Source organism: Bradyrhizobium diversitatis, assembly GCF_016031635.1.
GTDB classification, from domain to species: domain Bacteria; phylum Pseudomonadota; class Alphaproteobacteria; order Rhizobiales; family Xanthobacteraceae; genus Bradyrhizobium; species Bradyrhizobium diversitatis.
In genome coordinates this window covers 16,978-37,075 of record NZ_JACEGD010000053.1, presented here as the reverse complement: position 1 = coordinate 37,075, position 20,098 = coordinate 16,978, and the positions used below count along the sequence as shown (strand labels likewise).

General features: G+C 65.0%; 16 protein-coding genes and 1 pseudogene. 10 read left to right on the top strand and 7 right to left on the bottom strand.

What is annotated here, in order from left to right:
• From H1B27_RS36180 to H1B27_RS36160, 5 genes are all read left to right on the top strand, one after another.
• Nucleotides 1-298: chemotaxis protein CheW (locus H1B27_RS36180; RefSeq protein ID WP_197969329.1), on the top strand; the 298-nt coding region annotated here is incomplete at its 5' end.
• 32 nt (nt 299-330) lie between these two features.
• On the top strand, nt 331-717 hold the full coding sequence (locus H1B27_RS36175; RefSeq protein ID WP_028181013.1) for a response regulator: 387 nt from the start codon (nt 331-333) through the stop codon (nt 715-717).
• A 60-nt stretch (nt 718-777) separates the two neighbouring features.
• Nucleotides 778-1,659, top strand: coding sequence for a CheR family methyltransferase (locus H1B27_RS36170; protein ID WP_197969328.1), 882 nt, complete (start codon nt 778-780; stop codon nt 1,657-1,659).
• A gap of 1 nt (nt 1,660) precedes the next feature.
• On the top strand, nt 1,661-1,978 hold the full coding sequence (locus tag H1B27_RS36165) for a hypothetical protein (protein ID WP_028181011.1): 318 nt from the start codon (nt 1,661-1,663) through the stop codon (nt 1,976-1,978).
• 140 nt (nt 1,979-2,118) lie between these two features.
• Nucleotides 2,119-2,622 (top strand): response regulator, encoded by a 504-nt coding sequence (locus H1B27_RS36160; protein ID WP_028181010.1) that lies wholly within the window; start codon nt 2,119-2,121, stop codon nt 2,620-2,622.
• Nucleotides 2,623-2,676: 54 nt separating this feature from the next.
• Here the strand turns inward: H1B27_RS36160 and H1B27_RS36155 are convergent, their stop codons facing one another.
• Nucleotides 2,677-2,979, bottom strand: coding sequence for a hypothetical protein (locus tag H1B27_RS36155; RefSeq protein ID WP_197969327.1), 303 nt, complete (start codon nt 2,977-2,979; stop codon nt 2,677-2,679).
• 149 nt (nt 2,980-3,128) lie between these two features.
• Here H1B27_RS36155 and H1B27_RS36150 point away from each other — a divergent pair, with 149 nt between their 5' ends.
• Complete coding sequence (locus tag H1B27_RS36150) at nt 3,129-3,764, top strand: response regulator transcription factor (RefSeq protein WP_061880295.1); 636 nt, start codon at nt 3,129-3,131, stop codon at nt 3,762-3,764.
• Between the two features lie 91 nt (nt 3,765-3,855).
• On the opposite strand, the gene H1B27_RS36145 is transcribed toward H1B27_RS36150, so the two are convergent.
• Both H1B27_RS36145 and H1B27_RS36140 read right to left on the bottom strand, forming a co-directional pair.
• Nucleotides 3,856-7,374: a PAS domain S-box protein gene (locus H1B27_RS36145; RefSeq protein ID WP_246515944.1), complete on the bottom strand. Its 3,519-nt coding sequence runs from the start codon at nt 7,372-7,374 to the stop codon at nt 3,856-3,858.
• 73 nt (nt 7,375-7,447) lie between these two features.
• A pseudogene (locus tag H1B27_RS36140) lies at nt 7,448-7,546 on the bottom strand (response regulator); the annotation flags it as partial.
• A 262-nt stretch (nt 7,547-7,808) separates the two neighbouring features.
• Between H1B27_RS36140 and araD the strand changes: the two are divergent.
• Nucleotides 7,809-9,548 (top strand): L-arabinonate dehydratase, encoded by a 1,740-nt coding sequence (gene araD, locus H1B27_RS36135; protein WP_197969325.1) that lies wholly within the window; start codon nt 7,809-7,811, stop codon nt 9,546-9,548.
• A 123-nt stretch (nt 9,549-9,671) separates the two neighbouring features.
• On the top strand, nt 9,672-10,391 hold the full coding sequence (locus tag H1B27_RS36130) for a ribonuclease activity regulator RraA (protein ID WP_197969324.1): 720 nt from the start codon (nt 9,672-9,674) through the stop codon (nt 10,389-10,391).
• A 197-nt stretch (nt 10,392-10,588) separates the two neighbouring features.
• Here H1B27_RS36130 and H1B27_RS36125 read toward each other — a convergent pair whose 3' ends face one another.
• Nucleotides 10,589-12,694 (bottom strand): S9 family peptidase, encoded by a 2,106-nt coding sequence (locus H1B27_RS36125; protein WP_197969323.1) that lies wholly within the window; start codon nt 12,692-12,694, stop codon nt 10,589-10,591.
• A 318-nt stretch (nt 12,695-13,012) separates the two neighbouring features.
• On the opposite strand from H1B27_RS36125, the gene H1B27_RS36120 reads away from it, so the two are divergent.
• Both H1B27_RS36120 and H1B27_RS36115 read left to right on the top strand, forming a co-directional pair.
• Nucleotides 13,013-14,449 (top strand): MBOAT family O-acyltransferase, encoded by a 1,437-nt coding sequence (locus H1B27_RS36120; protein WP_197969322.1) that lies wholly within the window; start codon nt 13,013-13,015, stop codon nt 14,447-14,449.
• A complete protein-coding gene (locus H1B27_RS36115; protein ID WP_197969321.1) occupies nt 14,449-15,555 on the top strand; it encodes a hypothetical protein in 1,107 nt (368 codons plus the stop codon). The genes H1B27_RS36120 and H1B27_RS36115 overlap by 1 nt, the downstream gene beginning before the upstream one ends.
• 215 nt (nt 15,556-15,770) lie before the next feature.
• Here the strand turns inward: H1B27_RS36115 and H1B27_RS36110 are convergent, their stop codons facing one another.
• The 3 genes from H1B27_RS36110 to H1B27_RS36100 form a co-directional block, all read right to left on the bottom strand.
• Nucleotides 15,771-16,958, bottom strand: a complete 1,188-nt coding sequence (locus H1B27_RS36110) for a pyridoxal-phosphate-dependent aminotransferase family protein (RefSeq protein WP_061880302.1) — start codon at nt 16,956-16,958, stop codon at nt 15,771-15,773.
• Nucleotides 16,959-17,060: 102 nt separating this feature from the next.
• A complete protein-coding gene (locus tag H1B27_RS36105) occupies nt 17,061-17,783 on the bottom strand; it encodes a thermonuclease family protein (protein WP_061880303.1) in 723 nt (240 codons plus the stop codon).
• Nucleotides 17,784-18,077: 294 nt separating this feature from the next.
• Nucleotides 18,078-19,805 (bottom strand): hypothetical protein, encoded by a 1,728-nt coding sequence (locus H1B27_RS36100; protein WP_197969320.1) that lies wholly within the window; start codon nt 19,803-19,805, stop codon nt 18,078-18,080.
• Nucleotides 19,806-20,098: the final 293 nt, after the last annotated feature.

The following is a 20,098-nucleotide window of genomic DNA, read 5'->3' as shown; positions in this document are numbered from 1 at the left end:
CGGCCGCATCGTCACCGTGGTCGACATGCGCGCCCGTCTCGGCCTGCCCAAGGCCGAGGACGGCAAGACCCCGATGGCGGTCGGCGTCGACCTGCGCGGCGAATCCTATGGCCTGCTGATCGACCAGATCGGCGAGGTGCTGCGCCTGCCCGAGGACGGCAAGGAGGAGAACCCCGTCAACCTCGACCCCCGCATGGCCAAGCTCGCCGGCGGCGTCCACCGCCTCGACGGCCAGCTCATGGTCGTCCTCGACGTCGATCGCGTCCTCGAGCTCGCACCCGAAATGATGGCGGCCTGAACCAACGAAACCATCGAAGCCGGAGAACCAAAATGAAGACGTGTTTGGTGGTCGATGATTCCAGCGTGGTGCGCAAGATCGCGCGCCGGATTCTGGAAGGTCTGGAATTCGAAGTCACCGAGGCTGAGGACGGCGCGAAGGCGCTCGAGATCTGCCAGCGGCAGCTGCCCGACGCGGTGCTGCTCGACTGGAACATGCCCGTCATGGACGGCTTCGAGTTCATGGGCCACATGCGCCGCCTGCCCGGCGGCGACCAGCCCAAGGTGGTGTTCTGCACCACCGAGAACAACGTGGCTCATATCGCGCAGGCGCTCAGCGGCGGCGCCAACGAATACATCATGAAGCCTTTCGACAAAGACATTATCGCCGACAAGTTCGCTGAAGTTGGTTTGATCCCGGTCGGACAAGCCATGGTCTGAGTGTGTCTGGCCCGAGTGCTTGGGCCAGAGTGTTCCAGTACAGCTTCCGAGAGGCCATCCGTGACCCCGACCGAGTATGAGTATCTGCGCAAGTTCCTAAAGGACAATTCCGGTCTCGACCTGTCCGCAGACAAGCAATATCTGATCGAGAGCCGCCTGCTGCCGCTCGCCCGCAAGACCGGGCTCTCCGGCATCGCAGAACTGGTGCAGAAGCTGCAAGCCGGCTCGCGTATGCTGATCACCGATGTGGTCGAGGCGATGACCACCAACGAGACCTTCTTCTTCCGCGACAAGGTCCCGTTCGATCATTTCCGCGACCACATCATGCCCGAGATCATCAAGGCGCGGGCCAACCGCCGCAGCGTGCGGATCTGGTGCGCCGCCGGCTCGACCGGGCAAGAGCCGTATTCGCTGGCGATGTGCCTGAAGGAGATGGGTGCGGCCCTCACCGGCTGGCGCGTCGAGATCATCGCGACCGACCTGTCGCAGGAGGTGTTGGAAAAGGCGAGGGCCGGCATCTACAGCCAGTTCGAGGTGCAGCGCGGCCTGCCGATCCAGATGCTGGTCAAATATTTCAAGCAGACCGGCGAGACCTGGCAGATCAATCCCGAATTGCGGGCGATGATCCAGCATCGCCAGCTCAACCTGCTGCACGACTTTGCCCAGTTCGGCACCTTCGACGTCATCTTCTGTCGCAACGTGCTGATCTATTTCGACCAGGACACCAAGATCAACATCTTCAACCGGCTGGCGCGCCAGATCGAGCCGGACGGCTTCCTGGTGCTGGGCGCCGCCGAGACCGTGGTCGGACTGACCGACACGTTCCGGCCAATTCCGGAGCGGCGCGGCCTCTACAAGCCGAACGATCCGCGTGCGGCAGCAGCCAAGCCGGTTCTCGCCGCAGCGGCGCCGCGCATGGCGGCGGCGATGGCGGGGCAATAACATGGCCGACGATGGCAAGGGCGCGGAGCGCGTGACGTTCAGCCGCGGCTATGATGTCTGCATCATGGCCATCGACGGCACCTGGCGGCGGGACTGCAAGCTCAACGCAATCTCCGACACCGACGCCATCCTCACGGTGGAGGGCTCGATCCAGGGATTGAATCTGAAAGAGTTCTTCCTGCTGTTGTCGTCAACGGGCCTCGCCTACCGCCGCTGCGAGCTGGTCCGCGTCAACGGCGCCGAAATGGACATCCAGTTCCTGCGCGGCAAGAACAGGAAGAAGCGCGGTGCGGCCGGCGGCCATGACGCCGCGGCGTGACCTGGCCGCAGCGCCGCCATTCCTTCCGGCACCTTGCTTCACATCTGCTGAACACATTCGAATCAATTGGCCGCAGCGGCTTTACATCGCCTAAGCGTGAGCCGTGTATCCATTGAGGGTCTCAATCTCAGGATACGGAAATGCCCAGAAGTTCTCTTTCCCCCGTCTCGTCAAACCTGCCGGATGTCGCCGAGCGGCGTGCGCTTCAGCTCCTGGTGGTCGACGACGACGCCACGCAGCGCCACCTGATCGCGGTCGCCGCCAAGCAGGCCGGCCACGAAGTCACCGTGGCGCCATCGGTGACGGACGCGATCGAGAAGCTCCGCGCCGCGCGCTTTGACTGCGTGACGCTCGACCTCGTGCTGGAGGACGGCGACGGCATCGACGTGCTGCGCGAGATGGCGAGCGCGAAGTTTGCGGGCTCCGTGATCGTCATCAGCGGCATGGACGGCAAACGCCGCAGCGCCGCCCGCAGCTTTGCCCGCTCCGTCGGGATCGAGCTGCAGAGCCTGCCGAAGCCGCTGGATCTCGCGGCCCTGCGCATCAGCCTCGCCAACCTCGGCAAGATCGCGATGGGCCTGCCCGCGATCCACACCTGGGGTGGTGTCGCCAACGACGCGATCGTGGAACGGCACCGCGCCTGACGCGCGGAGCTGCCATGCAAGTGGCTGCGGCGGTTCCGCCGCGCTGATTGCGGCTCAGGCCGGCCTGCCGGATTCCGACAATTGCTGCAGGGCGTGGTCGAGCCCCGCCCGGCAGGCAATGAGCGTGGCGCCCGCGGCGGCGTAACGGGGCGTGACGTCGTCGAGCACGAAAATCTCATTGGAACCCGCGATAGCGCTCGCGTGCCCCGCTGCGTCTTCCTCCGCCATGACTGCGTCGATCAGGCGCAGACTGATGTCGATGCGCGCGATCAGAGAGCGAAGATCGGCTGCGATCAACTGACGGCTGTCAGTTGTAGGCGTCGCGACAAGCGGGGCCGTGCCGGCGAAATTTAGCATGGATAATCTCCGTGTCCCGCAATTAGGCACCCTGCCGCTACTTGTGCGTTAAGTCCATGTCCCGTACAAATACGGGTGGGCCGAATCCGCGCCGAGCGCCATAAGGGTTGGCGCGGACGCGAGTCCTTCATGCCAACCGGATGTGGCACATGGCCGAACAAAGTTCTCGCGGTGAAATCTTCGTGGTGGACGACGACCCTGCCGTTCGCGACACCTTGTCGATGGTGTTGAAGGCGGCGGGCTATGACGTGATCTGTTTTGCGGACGGAGCAGCACTGCTTTCGGTCGCGCGAAGCCGCACACCGGCTGCGATTCTGCTCGACGTGCATATTCCCGGAAAGTCGGGTCTCGACATCCTGAAGGAGTTGCACGGCGAGGACTATCCGGCGCCGATCTTCATGATCTCCGGTCAGGGCGACATCGCGATGGCGGTCGGCGCGATCAAGAGCGGCGCCCTCGACTTCATCGAGAAGCCGTTCCGCGGCAGCGAAATCGTCGGCCGGCTCGACGAGGCGATCGGCGCCTATGCACGCAGGCAGGCGCAGAATGCAGCGCCGAAGTTCGGCTCGCTGCATTTCCCCGGACGCGAGCCGTTGACGCGCAGGGAGCGCGAGGTGCTGGAGCAGTTCGCCTCCGGTGCATCCAACAAGGAAGCCGGCCGCACGCTCGGCATCAGCCCGCGCACGATCGAGGACCATCGCGCCAACATCATGAAGAAGCTCGGCGCACGCAATGCCGCCGATCTGATCCGCATCGTGATGACTGCGGCCCAGCGCGCGTCATAGCAAGCTCTTGTAGCCCGGGTGAGCGAAGCGATACCCGGGACCGCTGCTGCAAAGTCCCGGATATCGCTTTGCTCGTCCGGGCTACGCAGCCTCAAGTGCTCAGCGCCTTGCGGATGATCCGCGCCAGATCCGATTTGCGATAGGGCTTGGCCAGCAACATCACACCCGAATCCAGCCGGCCGTGATGGATGATCGCGTTCTCGGTATAGCCTGACGTGTAGACCACCTTGAGATCCGGGCGCGTCTTCATCAGTTCGTCGGCGAGCTGCCGTCCGTTCATCTTGCCGGGCATGATGACGTCGGTGAACAGAAGGTCGAACGGCTTTCCGCTGGCGACGATCGCGAGCGCCTCCGCGGCGTTCGCAGCCTGCAAGGTGACGTAACCCAGCGAATGCAGTTGCGCCAGTACGTAGTCCCGCACCAGCCGGTCGTCCTCGACCACCAGGATCGTCTCGTGTCCGCCCTCGATCGTCGCCGGCGTCACGCCCTCGCCAACCGCTGCCGCCGTCGTCCCGGGCGGCAGGTACATCTTGATCGTGGTGCCGTGGCCCTCCTCGCTGTAGATCTTGATGTGACCTGCGGACTGCTTGATGAAGCCGTAGACCATCGAAAGCCCGAGTCCGGTGCCCTTGCCCGGTCCTTTCGAGGTGAAGAAGGGGTCGAACACCCTGGGCAACATGCTCGCAGGGATGCCGGTGCCGGTGTCGCTCACGGCGATCAGCACGTAATGCCCCGGCGGCACATCGTTCGCACTGGCATAGACCTCGTCGAGATAGGCGGCGCCGGTCTCCAGGATCAGCTTGCCGCCGCTGGGCATGGCGTCACGAGCATTGAGCGCGAGGTTGAGGATCGCGGTGGTGAGCTGGTTGGGATCGACGATCGCGACGCAATTCTCGCCCTCGAACACCGATTCGATCTGGATCTGCTCGCCCAGCGTCGGACGCAACAGTTTCGCGGTGTCGACGATCAGCGAGTTGATGTCGATCTCGCGCGGCTGGAGCGGCTGCTTGCGCGCGAAGGCGAGCAGGTGCTGGGTCAGATCGGCGCCGCGCGCGGCGGCCTCGTCGATCATCTTGGTGATGGCCGCGAGCTGCGGTTCCTTCGCGACCGCCTCCGCGAGAATCTCGATCGTCCCGGTGATGACGGTGAGAATGTTGTTGAAGTCATGCGCCACGCCGCCGGTAAGCTGGCCGACAGCCTCCATTTTCTCGGCATGACGGATGCGTTCCTCGGCGGCGACCTTGTCGGTGAGGTCGCGGCAGAACACGTTGAACAGCAGGCCCTCGCGCCGCTTCAGGGCGGTGACGCTCAGCTCGGCCCTGAATTCCTTGCCGTCGCGGCGGCGGCACATGAGCTCGCGGCGGCGGTTCAGCGTCCTGCCGTCCTCATCATCGAGGAAGCGCCTCAGTCCCGCCCTGACCCTCTCGCGCTCGCTCTCGGCGACGATCAGATCGATCGCGCTCTTGCCGAGCACCTCGTCACGGCGCCAACCGAAGAGCTGTTCGGCCTGCGAATTCCAGCTCAGGATGCTGCCGGTCTCGTCGGTCTGGACGAAGGCGTCGAGCGAGGTCTCGACGATGTTGCGGGCGAGCCGTTCACTCTCGCGCAGCGATTCCTGCGCGAGCCGTGCTTCTGTCATGTCGCGACCGACGAAGAAAAATCGATGCGCCGGCCCGGACCAGTTGCCGAGCCAGGACAGCCAGACTTCGTGGCCGTTCTTGTGGAAGCAGCGGGTGTCGGCGAGCTTTGGACGCTCGCCGTGCCGCAAGGCGCGCATCTCGGCGCGCGACTGCTCCAGATGATCGGGATGAATGAAATCGGCGCCGCTGCGGCCGCTCATCTCGTCCGGCCGGTAACCGAGAATGGCTTCGCTGCTCGGGCTGATCTGCGCGATATGGCCCCGCGCATCCATGATCATGATCAGGTCCTGCGATGTCTCGAAGATCTGTCGCCGCTCCTCGAGCTGGTGCTGCAGCGCCCGCTCGGCGCGCCGCGCCTCGGTCAGGCTGCTCGCGCTCCCGGAGACGCCGACGATCTCGCCGGATGGCCCCCTGATCGGCGAGAGGCTGAGCGAGATTTCGACCGGCGTGCCGTCCTTGCGCAGGCGCACGGTCTCGAACCGTTCGATCGGCTCGCCCCGCGCGATCCGCTGCAAATAGTCCTTGCCATGCGCGCGACGGTCGGGCGGGACAATGATCGACGTGGGCTTGCCGATCGCCTCATCCGCCGAATAGCCATAGAGACGTTCGGCGGCCGGGTTCCAGCCCGTGATGACCGCATCGAGCGTCTGCATCACGATCGCATCGTCGGACGATTCCACCGCGGCGCTGAACAGCCTCTCGCGCGCCGCGTGATGGCTTCGCGCAGCCTCGGTGCGGCGATGCTCCTCGATCTCGCGCTCGAGAGCGGCCGTTTTCGCACGGGTCTCCTCGATCATCCGGGCAAAGGCCCGCGCCAGTACGCCGGTCTCGCCGCCGGCGTCGACGGGAATCTCCGCTGGACGTCCGCTGCCGATCGCCTGCACCGCCGCGGTGAGGCGCCCGATCGGGCGTGTCAATGAGCGCGCCAGCAGCACCGCGAGCGCGGCTGCGGCGAGAACGGCCAGCACGCCGACGAGCAGGGACGTTCTCTGGATGGCAGCCGGCACGCGGCCGAAGACGGACGAGGGAACGGTCACGATGATGGCGACCCATTCCTTGTTCGCAAGCAGTGCCGGCGCGATGGCCGCGCCGCTCGGCCGGCCCAACTCATCGGTTGTGACCCGCGTGGCTACGTCCGACGTGCCGGCCAGGGCCGAGAAGAATGGAAAGTCATTGCGCCAATTGGTGGGATGGCCGCGCGATGAGCCGAATTCCTGTGTGCGGTCGGGATGGACGAGATAGTCGCCGCGCGAATTCACGACGTAGAGCTCTCCTCCCGAACTCCTCGTCGAGCGGATGCGGTCGAGCGCCGGGCGCATGTCGATATTGGCGACGATGATGCCGAACGGTCTGTTGTCCGGCGTGAACAGGGGCGTCGCGACGCGAAGAGTCGGAACGTGCGGCTCCGTGGTCCCGCCCCGCCGCGTGGCGAGCTCGACGGGCGAAACATAGATCTCGCCCGGCGCCAGCCGTATCGTTTCCTGGAAATAGGTTCGCTCGCCCTTGCCCTCCAGTTCGCCGTCGGGGGCGATCCGGGCCGTTCCGCCCGGGCCGGTGCGATCGACGCGGACCAGTTCGCGCTGGTCGTTGTCGACACTGATGATCCGGAACTGCCCATAGATGGGCTTGGCGTCGATCTCGGCCGCGAGCCGCGTCGCGATACGCTCGCGCCAGGTTTGCTCCGAGACGCCATCGACGGGGTCGGTTCCGCCACCGGTGTGAGCGCGGATGAGGCCGTTGATTGCTGCTGCGGCGCGGTAGCCGATCAGATCGCCGCGCACCCCGGCAACGTAGGATTCGAGATTGGCTGCCAGCAGGCGCGACTGGGCTTCGACCCGTTCCAGGACCCGCGGAATGACGGCCTGTGTGGTGTTGCGATAGCCCAGCCATCCGACTGCGGCCACGGTCACCGCCACCAGCAGGATCATCGCGATGGCCAGCCGCGTTGCCAGCGTCGTTGCCAGTCTCATGGGGATTTTCGCCGGGCTTGCCGTACCGCGTCCGCTCTGGCCCGGAGCACAGGAGGTGTCCTGGTCATCTGCAGCCATCGCCGGCGACAGTCACGTGATGACCAGCCCGTTCCAGCAGCCGGATGGTGATCTCCAAGGCCGGATCGTCATCCACGATCAGGATGTTGGCCACGTCTGAAATCCTCCGGGTCAATGGGGAAGTCCCCGGCGACCATCAAAGCCATCAAAAACATGAAATTGTTGCGCGGATTCTCGTCGGTCGGCAAGCACTTCGGAGCCTCTCCGGCCTGAGGTGCCGATTTTTTGCCCCGCACCGTCCCTATGCCCGCCCAAGTGCATGGCAGAGGTTCGCTCTCAGCCCGCCCAGCGCCTTGCCGGGCATGGAGGGCCTGTGAGAAGAGCAGGGCCAATCCTTCGGACGGACAAGGAAGAAAATGACCAACAAGAAGAAGTCGCCCGACCAGCTCCGCAGCGCGCGCTGGTTCGCGCCCGACGATCTGCGCTCGTTCGGCCACCGCTCCCGCGCCATGCAGATGGGCTATGCCCCCGAGGAGTGGAAGGATCGCCCGATCATCGCGATCCTCAACACCTGGTCGGACGCGCAGCCCTGTCACATGCACTTCAAGTCGCGTGTCGACGACGTCAAGCGCGGTATCCTGATGGCCGGTGGCCTGCCGCTGGAGCTGCCGGCGCTGTCGCTGTCGGAATCGCTGCTCAAGCCCACCACGATGCTCTATCGCAATCTGCTGGCGATGGACGCCGAGGAACTGCTGCGCAGCCATCCCGTCGACGGCGTGGTGCTGATGGGCGGTTGCGACAAGACCACGCCGGCGCTGCTGCTGGGGGCGACCTCGATGAATATCCCGGCGATCTATTTGCCGGCCGGTCCCATGCTGCGCGGCAACTGGAAGGGCAAGACGCTCGGCTCCGGCTCCGACGGCTGGAAATATTGGGACGAGCGCCGCGCCGGCAAGATCTCCGACAAGGACTGGCTCGACATCGAAGCCGGCATCGCCCGCAGCTACGGCACCTGCATGACCATGGGCACGGCCTCGACCATGACCGCGATTGCCGAGGCGATCGGCATGACGCTGCCCGGCGCCTCCTCGATTCCGGCGGCCGATGCCAACCACATCCGCATGGCCTCCGAATGCGGCCGCCGCATCGTCGAGATGGTGTGGGAGGACCTGACGCCGAAGGTGATCCAGACCCGCAAGGCGTTCGAGAACGCGATCGCGGTCGCGATGGCGATGGGCTGCTCCACCAATGCGATCATCCATCTGATCGCGCAGGCCCGCCGCGCCGGCCTGGACATTGGGCTCGACGATTTCGAGACCGCGAGCCGCAAGGTGCCCGTCATCGCCAATGTCCGTCCAAGCGGCGATACCTATCTGATGGAGGACTTCTTCTATGCCGGCGGCCTGCCGGCGCTGATGAGCCAGATCACGCCGCATCTGCATCTCGACTGCATCACGGTCACCGGCAAGACGCTTGGTGAGAACATCGAGGGCGCCGAGGTCCACGATGCCGACGTGATCCGCTCCATCGACAATCCCATCTACAAGGAGGGCGCGCTCGCCGTGCTCAAGGGCAATCTCGCCCCCGACGGCTGCGTCATCAAGCCGAGCGCCTGCGCGCCGCGCTTCCTCACGCATACGGGGCCGGCGCTGGTGTTCGACGACTATGCCTCGATGAAGAAGGCGGTCGACGATCCCAACCTCGACGTCACCGAGGACCACATCCTGATCCTGCGCAATGCGGGACCGCAAGGCGGGCCGGGCATGCCGGAATGGGGCATGCTGCCGATCCCGACCAAGCTCGTGAAGCAGGGCGTGCGCGACATGGTGCGCATCTCGGATGCGCGCATGAGCGGCACCAGCTACGGCGCCTGCATCCTTCATGTTTCGCCGGAATCCTATATCGGCGGTCCGCTGGCTCTAGTGCGGAACGGCGACCGCATCACGCTCGACGTCGCCGCGCGCACGATCAATCTGGACGTTCCCGAAGCAGAGCTCGCCAAGCGCCGCGCCGCCTGGAAGCGGCCCGAACCCCGCTTCGAGCGCGGCTATGGCTGGATGTTCACGAAGCACATCAAGCAGGCCAATGACGGCTGCGATTTCGATTTCCTCGAGACCGATTTCGGCGCGCCGATCGGCGAGCCGTCGATTTATTAATGACCCTGTCATTCCGGGGCATCGCGAAGCGATGAGCCCGGAATCCATAACCACAATCGTGAGTATGGATTCCGGGCCTGCCCCTTCGGCGCATCCCGGAATGACGAAGGAGAGAGTGAGAGAATGACCAAACTCAGCGAAGCCACCCGCAACAAGCTCAAATCCGTCTCCACCGCCACGGTCGCCACCGCCCTGTTCAAGCGCGGCCTGCGCATCCAGATGATCCAGGATGTGCACCCCGTCGGCCCCGATCAGCCGACCATGGTCGGCGAAGCCTTCACGCTGCGCTACATGCCGGCGCGCGAGGATCTCAACACGATCGACGTGTTCAAGGACCGCTCGCATCCGCAGCGCAAGGCCGTGGAAGATTGCCCTCCGGGCGCCGTGCTGGTGATGGACAGCCGCAAGGACGCCCGCGCGGCATCGGCAGGCGCGATCCTGGTCACTCGATTGATGAAACGCGGCGTCGCCGGCGTCGTCACCGACGGCGGCTTTCGCGATTCCGCTGAAATTGCAAAACTCGGTTTTCCCGCCTTCCACCACCGCCCCTCGGCGCCGACCAACCTCACGCTGCACCAAGCGATCGAGATCAACGTCCCGATCGGGTGCGGCGACGCACCGGTGTTCCCCGGCGATATCATCCTTGGCGATGCCGACGGTGTCATCGTGATCCCGGCGCATCTCGTGGATGAGATCGCCAACGAGACCTTCGAAATGACAGCGTTCGAGGACTTCGTCACCGAGGAAGTCGGCAAGGGCCGCGGTATCTTTGGTCTCTATCCCGCCACGGATCCGCAGACGCTGACCGACTTCGCGGAATGGCGGAAGAAGAACGGGAGGTAATGCGGCCCGAAGAATGCACGACATTCTCCGATGTCGTCCCGGACAAGCGAAGCGCAGATCCGGGACCCATACCCCCAGGGCGTGGTTTGGCGAAGACCAGCAGTAACAGTTCTTCGCCGGTACTGCTCTCGGCACTCCCTCGATAAATCACGCGGTATGGGTCCCTGCCTTCGCAGGGACGACAGCCGTGGGTGTCGCTACACCCCGGCCTCCGCTATGCCCGCCGCCCACAGCGCGAACGCATAGACGATCGCGACTTCATCCAGCCGGTCGAATCGTCCCGAGGCGCCGCCGTGGCCGGCGCCCATGTTGGTGCGGAGCAGGACCGGGCCGCCGCCCGTCATGGTGGCGCGCAGGCGCGCGATCCATTTCGCGGGCTCCCAGTAAGTGACGCGCGGATCGGTCAATCCGCCCATCGCCAGGATCGCCGGATAGTCCTTTGCCGCGACGTTGTCATAGGGCGAGTAGGACAGGATGGTGCGGAAATCCTTCTCGCTCTCGATCGGGTTGCCCCATTCCGGCCATTCCGGCGGCGTCAGCGGCAGCGTGTCGTCGAGCATGGTGTTGAGGACGTCCACGAACGGCACCTCGGCGACGATGCCGGCGAACAATTCGCCGGCGCGATTGGCGACCGCGCCCATCAGCATGCCGCCGGCCGAGCCGCCATGGCCAATGATGCGCTTGGCGCTGGTGTATTTCGCATCAATCAGTGCACGGGCGCTGGCCGCGAAATCGTCGAACGAATTGGTCTTCTTCTCGCGCTTGCCGTCGAGATACCAGCCCCAGCCCTTGTCGGCGCCGCCGCGGATATGGGCGATGGCGTAGACGAAACCGCGATCGACCAGCGACAGGCGGTTGGCGTTGAACGAGGCCGGCATCGCCATGCCGTAGGAGCCGTAGCCGTAGAGCAGGAGTGGCGCCGCGCCGTCCAGCTTGAGTCCGCGGCGATGCAGGATCGAGACCGGCACCTCGGCGCCGTCATGCGCCGTCGCCATGATGCGCGTGGTGACGTAGTCGGCGGGATCGTGGCCGGACGGAATCTCCTGGCGCTTGCGCAGGGTGCGCGTGCGCCGGGCCATGTCGTAGTCGTAGACTTCCGACGGCGTCGTCATCGACGAATAGGCAAAGCGCAGATTCGTCGTCTCGAATTCGTAGGAGCCCATCGTGTCGAGCGAATAGGCGGCCTCGTCAAACGCGATCGCGTGTTCTTCCTTCGTCGAGAGATCGCGGATCACGATCGACGGCAGCGCGTTGGCGCGCTCGAGCCGGACCAGATGGCCGGCATAGAGATCGAGGTCGATGATGTAGATGCCGGGACGATAGGGGATCAGGTCGCGCCAGTTCTTGCGCTCGGGCTCGCCAAGCGGCGCCGTGACGATCTTGAAGTCGATGGCCTCATCCGCATTGGTGAGGATGAACAGCTCGTCGCCGCGGTCGGCGAGGGAATATTGCACGCCCTCCTCGCGCGCCGCGACCAGGCGCGGCGGTGCCTCGGGATTGGCGAGATCGATCAGCCGCTGCTCGCTGGTCTCGTGGTCGCCGCCCGCGATCACGCAGAAGCGGCCGCTGGTGCTCTCGTGCAGATGGGTGAACCAGCCGGCATCCTGCTCCTCATAGACCAGCGTGTCGTCGGCCTGCCCAGTGCCGAGCCTGTGCCGCCAGACCTGCATCGGCCGGTGATTGTCGTCGAGCTTGACGTAGAAGAAGCTCTTGCAGTCCGCGGCCCACACCACGCCGCCGTCGGTCTCCTCGACGACATCGTCGAGGTCCTTGCCGCTCGCCCAGTCACGCACGCGGATCGCGAAATATTCCGAGCCCTTGGTGTCCGCGCTCCAGGCCTGCAGCCTGTGATCGTGGGAGTGCCGGCTGCCGCCGAACTTGAAATATTTGTGGTCCTTGGCGAGCGCGTCGCCGTCGAGCACGATATGGCCCTCGCCGCCATCGCGCGGCATGCGGCCGAACAGCTCGTGCTGCCCGCCTTCGCGAAACCGGCGGAAATAGGCGAAGGGGCCGTCGGGCGAGGGCACGCTCGAATCGTCCTCCTTGATCCGCCCGCGCATCTCGCGCACCAGCGCCTTCTGCAGGCTAGCTGTGTGGCCGAGCAGGCTCTCGGTGTAGGCGTTCTCTTCGTCCAGATATTTGCGGATATCGGGGTCGAGCACCGCAGGGTTACGCAGCACCTCCTGCCATTTCGCGTCCTTCAGCCAGGCATAGTCGTCGGTCACGGTGATGCCATGCCGCGTGAAGGAATGCGGCCGGCGCGGGGCGACGGGGGGCTTCGAAGGCGTCTTGGCTTGGGTCACTCGGTCCTCGTTCGTGTCCGTACATCGCTGCACTTCGCCTCTCCCCGCTTGCGGGGAGAGGCCGGGATTTGCGACAGCAAATTCCGGGTGAGGGGGACTCTCCGCGAATCCAACTCTCACCAGTCTTGCGGAGACTCACCCTCACCCCAAGCCTCTCCCCGCAAGCGGGGAGAGGGGGAAGAGGGCAACTCGCTGCGTTCCCTTATATCGTCCCGATTCCGCGAATTGCCAGCGCCGCTGCGCCGAGCCTGCCGGGTTGTTGACCGGCCCCTTGTATGCTTTGAGGGACGATATCCCCGCCGCCGCCGGTCCAGCCAGATGCTGTTCAATTCCTATGCCTTCATCCTGCTGTTCCTGCCGGTTGTGCTGGCCGGCTATTTCCGGCTCGGCCGGCGCAGCAATCTCGCCCCGGTGATCTGGCTGGCGCTGGCTTCGATCACCTTCTACGCCATCGGCAGCTGGCAGTTCGTGGCCCTGTTGCTGGTATCGATCGCGTTCAACTATGGTGTCGGCCATCTCCTCATCGTGGCGGAGCTCACCCCGTCACGGCGCCGGGCCGCGCTCGCTGTTGGCGTCGTCGGCGACCTCCTCGTGCTCGGCATCTTCAAATATGCCGGCTTTGCCGCTGAGAACATCAACGCGCTGCTCGGCACGCATGTTGCGGTCCACACCCTGCTGCCGGTCGGCATCTCCTTCTATACGTTCACCCAGATCGCGTTCCTGGTCGACGCCTATCGCGGCCAGGTCGCGGCCTATGCGCTGCCGCATTACACGCTGTTCGTGACCTATTTCCCGCACCTGATCGCGGGACCGATCCTCCATCACAAGGACATGATCCCGCAATTCGAGCAGGAGGAATCAAAGCATCCGGACGGGCATCTGATCCTGTGCGGAATCATCATCTTCGCCATCGGCCTGTTCAAGAAGACTTGCCTGGCCGACGGCATCCAGCCGCTGGTCGCGCTCGCTTTCGAGGCGCGCTCGCCGAGCTTCGACCAGGCCTGGCTCGGCGCGCTCGCCTACACCTTCCAGCTCTATTTCGACTTCTCTGGCTATTCCGACATGGCGATCGGGATCTCGCTGATGTTCGGCATCTTCCTGCCCGTGAACTTCAACTCGCCCTACAAGGCGACCAGCATCGTCGAGTTCTGGCGCCGCTGGCACATGACGCTGTCGCAGTTCCTGCGCGACTATCTCTACATCCCGCTCGGCGGCAATCGCAGGGGTCGCGTGCCGCGCTATGCGAACCTGATGATCACGATGCTGCTCGGCGGGCTCTGGCACGGCGCGGCCTGGACGTTCGTGGTGTGGGGCACGCTGCACGGCGTCTATCTCTGTCTCAATCATGCCTTCAACGCGCTGGTGCCGGATCTCCCGTCGTCGCTGGCGCGCCCGGCCCGCATCGCCGGAGCGGTTCTGACGTTTCTTGCCGTCGTCGTCGCCTGGGTGTTCTTCCGCGCCGAGAGCGTCGCATGGGCGCTACGCATCCTCGGCGCCATGGCCGACCCCGCCGACATCGTCTTCGGCCGCGAGGAGATTGCGGCGCTGGTGCTGGTGTCGGTCTACGCGGCGCTGGTGTGGCTGACGCCGAACACGCAGGCGATCATGGGCTACGATCACGGCAACCGCAGCGTCGGCGCGGCCTTGCTGGCGGGGCGCATGCGGCCGCTGTTTCTCTATGGCGCGTCGCTGGTGCTCGCGTTCGGCATTTTGGGCATCCAGAGCCACAGCGAGTTCATTTATTTCCGGTTCTGATGCGCGCACCGTTCACCAATGTGAGACGTCTTCTCCTCGCGAGCATCGTGTGTGCGCTGGCGGCGGCTGCGCTGACCTTCGTCGTAGACCCCCTGCAACTGTTTCGTCCCTCGCGCCTCATGGCGGCCTTCTACTCCGACGACACGCGCGTGCAGAATGCCGGGCTGATCCGCAGCCAGTCGTTCGACACCGCCTTCATGGGCACCTCGCTCGCGATCCATTTTCGCCAGAGCGAGATCGATCGCGTGCTTGGCGTCCATTCGCTCAAGCTGGCGATGACCGGCTCCAATTCGCGCCAGCAGGCCTTCGTGCTGGCGCAGGCGATCGACCGCGGCGCAAGGCGGGTGATCTGGGAGATGGACGACTTCATCTTCGTCGATGCCGCCGACATCGAGGCAGATCCCTATCTCTCCGTCGACCTCTATCGCGGAACGGCCAAGGGCATCGCGTCCTATCTGTTCAGCGCGGCGATGGCGAAGGAATCGCTGTTCGTGCTGGCACGGTCGATGCCGCCGCTGCGGGATCCGCTGACCCGGGCGGCGCCGTTTCTCCCGGTCAAGTTCGCGCTGTCCGACGTCGATGACATCTACGCGCTGCCGCGGGATTTCGACGTCGCGCGCGGCTACAACGCGACGAGGACGCTCGCGGCCTTCGCCCACATCACCGATCCCGTTCGCCGCCGCTTCCTCGGCGAAGGCTACGGCTACGACGCGATGGTCCGGCATTTCGAGCGCGATGCCGTCGGCCTGATCACGCGCCACCCCGGCGTGACCTTCGACATCTACTTCCCGCCTTATTCGATCCTGCAATTCGTCGCCATGCGCGATGCCTCGCCCGAGACGCTGAAGATCGTCACCGATCTCACGGCGCATATCGCGCGGCGCCTGACGCAGTTTCCCAACGTGCGCCTGCATGATTTCCGCGCGATCAAGGCGGTGACGCACGATCTCGACAATTACAGCGACGTCATCCACCATTCGCCGGTGGTGGACGCAATGGTGCTGAAGTGGCTGGCGAGCGGGCAGTACCGGGTGGACTCGAAGACGCCGACCGCGTCGCTGGATGAGCTGAAGGCGCAGGTTGAGGCATATCGCCTCGAGCGCTGATCTTCCCCTCTCCCCTTGTGGGCCCTTGTGGGAGAGGGTGGCTCGCCGCGTAGCGGCGAGACGGGTGAGGGGTATCTATCCGCGCGCAAAACTCTCGCGATGAGATTCGCGGAGAGATACCCCTCATCCGGCGCTTCGCGCCACCTTCTCCCACAAGGGGAGAAGGGAGAAGGAAGCGACGCGTTCGCAGGGACGACAGCGGAGTTTGGCTCCAGTTACACCGCCACCTCTTCACCCAGATAGGCGACCGCCGCCTCCAGTCCGCCCTTGCCATGCGGGATCTTCAGCGCGTTCAGGCCGATCTCGATCACCCCGAGCGTGCCGAGCAGCATCGGCGCATTCACATGGCCCATATGGGCGATGCGGAAGGCTTGTCCCGAGAGGTCGCCGATGCCGGTGCCGAGCACGACGCCGCACTTGTCCTTGCAATAGCGTTGCAGCACGGCCGGGTCGTGGCCGTTGCTCATGGTCACCGTGGTCACGGTGTTGGAGCGCTCGTTCGCTTCGGCCACGTTGAAGCCAAGCACCTGGCCTTCCGACCATACGGCGACCGCGCGGCGCGCGGCTTCGGCGAGCAGGCTATGGCGGCGGAAGGCGTTCTCCAGACCTTCCTCGTGCAACAGGTCGATCGCCCGGCGCAGCGCGAACAACAGATGCACCGGCGCGGTGCCGGCATATTTACGATAGTTCTCGGTGCCCTCGCGCTCGCTCCAGCTCCAATAGGGCGTCGACATGTTGGCCTTCTTCTGCACCTCGAGCGCGCGCGCATTGGCGGCGACGAAGCCAAGGCCGGGCGGCGTCATCAGGCCCTTCTGCGAACCGGACATCGCGACGTCGATGCCCCATTTGTCCATCTCGAACGGCATGCAGCCGAGCGAGGCGACGGTGTCGACCATGTACAGCGCGGGATGGCCGCTGGCCTTGATCGCCTTGCCGATCGCCTCGATGTCGTTCTGCACGCCCGAGGCGGTGTCGACCTGGACCACGACGACCGCCTTGATCGTGTGCTCCTTGTCGCGGCGCAGGCGCTCCTCGACCTCGTGCGGCCGCACCGCGCGGCGCCAGTCGCCCTTGAGCACCTCGACCTCGGCGCCCATCAGCGCCGCCGCATTGCCCCAGCCGATCGCAAAGCGTCCACTTTCCAGCACCAGCACCTTGTCGCCGCGCGACAGCACGTTGCTCAGCGCCGCTTCCCAGGCGCCGTGACCGTTGGCGATGTAGATGTAGGACTTGCCCTTGGTCGCAAACAGCTTCGAGATGTCGCTGAGCAGGCTCTCGGTCAGGTCGAGCATCTCCTTGGAGTAGATGTCGATCGCCGGACGATGCATCGCCCGCAGCACCTCGTCGGGCATCGTGGTGGGCCCGGGGATGGCCAGAAATTCCCGGCCCGCGCGAACGGTCATTGCTGTTGGTCCTTGTTGCTTGAGAACAGGCTGATTGGTCGCTGCTTCATGCTTTTACGCGCCGCCGGGTCTTGAGAAAAGCACGTAAAATGCAGGGCTGGGTTATCGCTTCGTCTCCCGGCACCCGGCCGCTTCGGCTTCCTCCACCGAGCAGAACCAGCGAGTGCCCTTGCTGATCTTCATCTTGATCTGGGTGTACCAGCGGCTGGTCGGCTGGTGAAAGATGCACTCGCCGGCGCTGTTCACATTGCCCTTGATGGTGCAGTCCGGCGAGGGCGCGACCGGCCCCGAGGCCGAGGCGAGCAGCACCGCATGCGCGCCGTCGGGCGGCTTGGTGGCGCCCAGGATGGTCGTCTTCTTGTTGCGCACGCGCCAGTCCCAGGGCGCGATGAAGGCGCCCTGCCACATCCCGGCCTTGGCCTCGCGCGCGGCCTTCTCATCCGCCTCATAGTCGTGGGACATGCGGGTGTAGGCCAGTGCCCAGCCGTTGCGCACCAGCCATTTCTGGATGTCCTCGCCGCCGACCTCGCAGCGCGCCACGGTCCGGCCGCGCCGGTCGATAGACCTCGTGTGGCAGGCCCAGCTCTTGCCCTCGGCGTATTTGGCAAGCTCGTCGCGAGCGGCGACGCCGCAGGTCCAGCGCTCGGTCCTGGTGTTGAGGCAGAGCTGGTCGACCGCAGGCGCGTCGATGCCGCCGAGCCGGATCCGCGTGTTCCCGATCACCACGGCATCGCCCGCGCGCACTTTTGCGATGCCGGTAATGTCGGCGGCGTGCGCGAGCGAGGGAGCGAGGAAAGCCAGCGCAATCAGGAATCTTCGCAACATGCCGATCCGGGTGTGATGAACATCTCGATAGAGCGCGCGATTGTGGTCGGCTTTTGGCCGCCCGGCCAGCTTATGCCTCACGGATGGGCTTTCAACTTCCCGTCATTGGATCTCGCTCTCGTGTCCCGGACGCGGCGCGGCGTGTAGCGCCGCTCCGCAGAGCCGGGATCCAACAGAAAGTTGCGAGCGCCGGTCTTGGCATGGGCCCCGGCTCAGCAGCGCACCGCTGAGAAGCGCTGCCATAGCGCGTCAAAGACGCGCGTAAACGCGCTTATGGCGTCCGGGGCACGAGGCCTACCCCCGCGCCATCGCCCTTTTCGCTACGGCCAGCCCCATCAGTACGAAGGCCGAGGTCACCTCGGGACCGCCGACCAGAATCCGCGTCGGCGTCTTCATCTTGTTCCATTCATAGGCGCGGAACGGACCGCGGCGGCCGCCTTCGCCCAGGCTTGCGATGATGACGTTCAAAGCCGGCGCAAAGGCGCGCGGGTCGGCGCCGAGATGGCCGAGCGCGATCAGCGCGAGCGCGGCGTCGAACACGTTCATCTCGGCCGCCATCAGCTCGCCCTTGACGTAGGACAGCACGCGGTGGCGGATGAAATCGAAATCGCCTTCAGGATCGATCGCGGCCTGCGCCGCCAGCGGCAGTGCCAGGAAAGCGGCATAGCAGCGGCCGAAATAGGCGCTGTAGAGCTCCGGCAGGTAATAGATGTGCGAGCGCGGATTGGCGAAGGCGCCGCTGGCCGCCAGGCGCTTCTGGAAGCCGATGATCCGATGCACGGTGGCGAGCCGCGCCGGCGTCTCCAGAATCTTCCAGCGCGCAAGATTGCGGAAGCTGACCTCGAGAATGTCGAGATTGAGCGTCGGATCGAGATCGTTGCCGTAAGGGCGCTCGCCGTCGAGATTGTCGATCCAGGTCGCAACCCCGCCCTCATAGTCGATATTGTCGTTGAGGGGCACGGTCACGCGCGGCGCGTTGACGCCGGCGCGCACCTGATAGCCCGAGTAGAAATCCAGCAATGGCTGGTCGATGATGGGATCGGTGCAGCCGGCCTGCGTTGCCGCGGAGATCGAGCACGCCGTGGTGTCGCAATCCGGAACGTAGATTCCAAAGCCGAGATCCTGCTTGATCTGCGCGAAGTAGCGGGAAAAGCGTGGATGCGGCGCCGGCGCGAGCGCGGTGACGACGTTGAAGCGCGCGCCGTCGATGCCCTCGACCTCCTCGCGGCTGATGTTGACGCAGAAATCGACCATGTCGGCGATCGCGCGCTCCGCCGCGACCTTGTCGGCGACCGAGGCGAGCCCGGTCTCGACATAGCTCAGCAGCGCCTCGATGAAGAACGCATCGTAATAGGCCGAGCGGTGGCGGATCTGCACCGGCTCCCACATCGGTTCGGCAATGCCTTTCCAGGGCGGATTGACGACAGCGCGCGCCGGCGAGCGCGCAATGAAGACGCGGGCGAGATTGAACAGCAGCGAGGAGTTCTTGTAGCCGCGCGCGTTGAGGCCCGTCAGTGCCATGATCAGCTCGCGTCCGCGGAAATCGGGATCGCCGATCAGGTTGAAGGCGGCATAGGTCGGCAGGAAACCGTTTCGGCGATACGAGCCGAGCAGATGCTGTGCGCAGTCGCGGATCGCGCCGTCGATCTGCGCGCCCTGCGGCATGGCGACGGTGAAGGGAACCGGCGGCGGCCTGGGGTGGTCGAGCGCGATGCCGTCGACGAGATCGGCGATCGGCCGCCCGACCGCCGCCCAGTCGGGCTCGGCCTCGTCGCGGGCGTGGACGAGTGCCTCCCGCAGCCGGGTCAGCCTGGCTTCGTCGCGCAGCTCGGGCAGGCCGGCGCGGCGGAGCAGGATGCGGAGCGCGGGATTGCCGAGTGCGGTCTTGTAGAATTTGGCCAGATGCAGATCGCCGCTGGTCGTGTCAGACAATACGGGATCGCAGACGTCGTAAAGCGAGGGGCCGTCCTTCCGCGCCGTCAGTGCCCGGCACGCGGCGCCGGCAAAATAATGAAAGCTCATGAAATACCTGGTCGCGGGGGCTCGTCCGGGGCCGGCGAGCGCGCAGCTGTCCGCACACCACCCCCTGCAAGTCTTTGAAAAAGCTACCCGGATTCGCAGGAAAAACAAATGTGATAGACGTCACAAAAAAGCCGGCACGAGGCCTGCATGACAGCCTCCGGAATGCTACGGGGGCGTCAAGAATGGAGCTATCCAGCTCGGGGAATTAACTAACATATTCAGATGTTTATCTCAAATTTCGAGCAATCTATTGCCCGAAGGCCTATATGCGGTTAAGGGTTTATTTGGTGCGG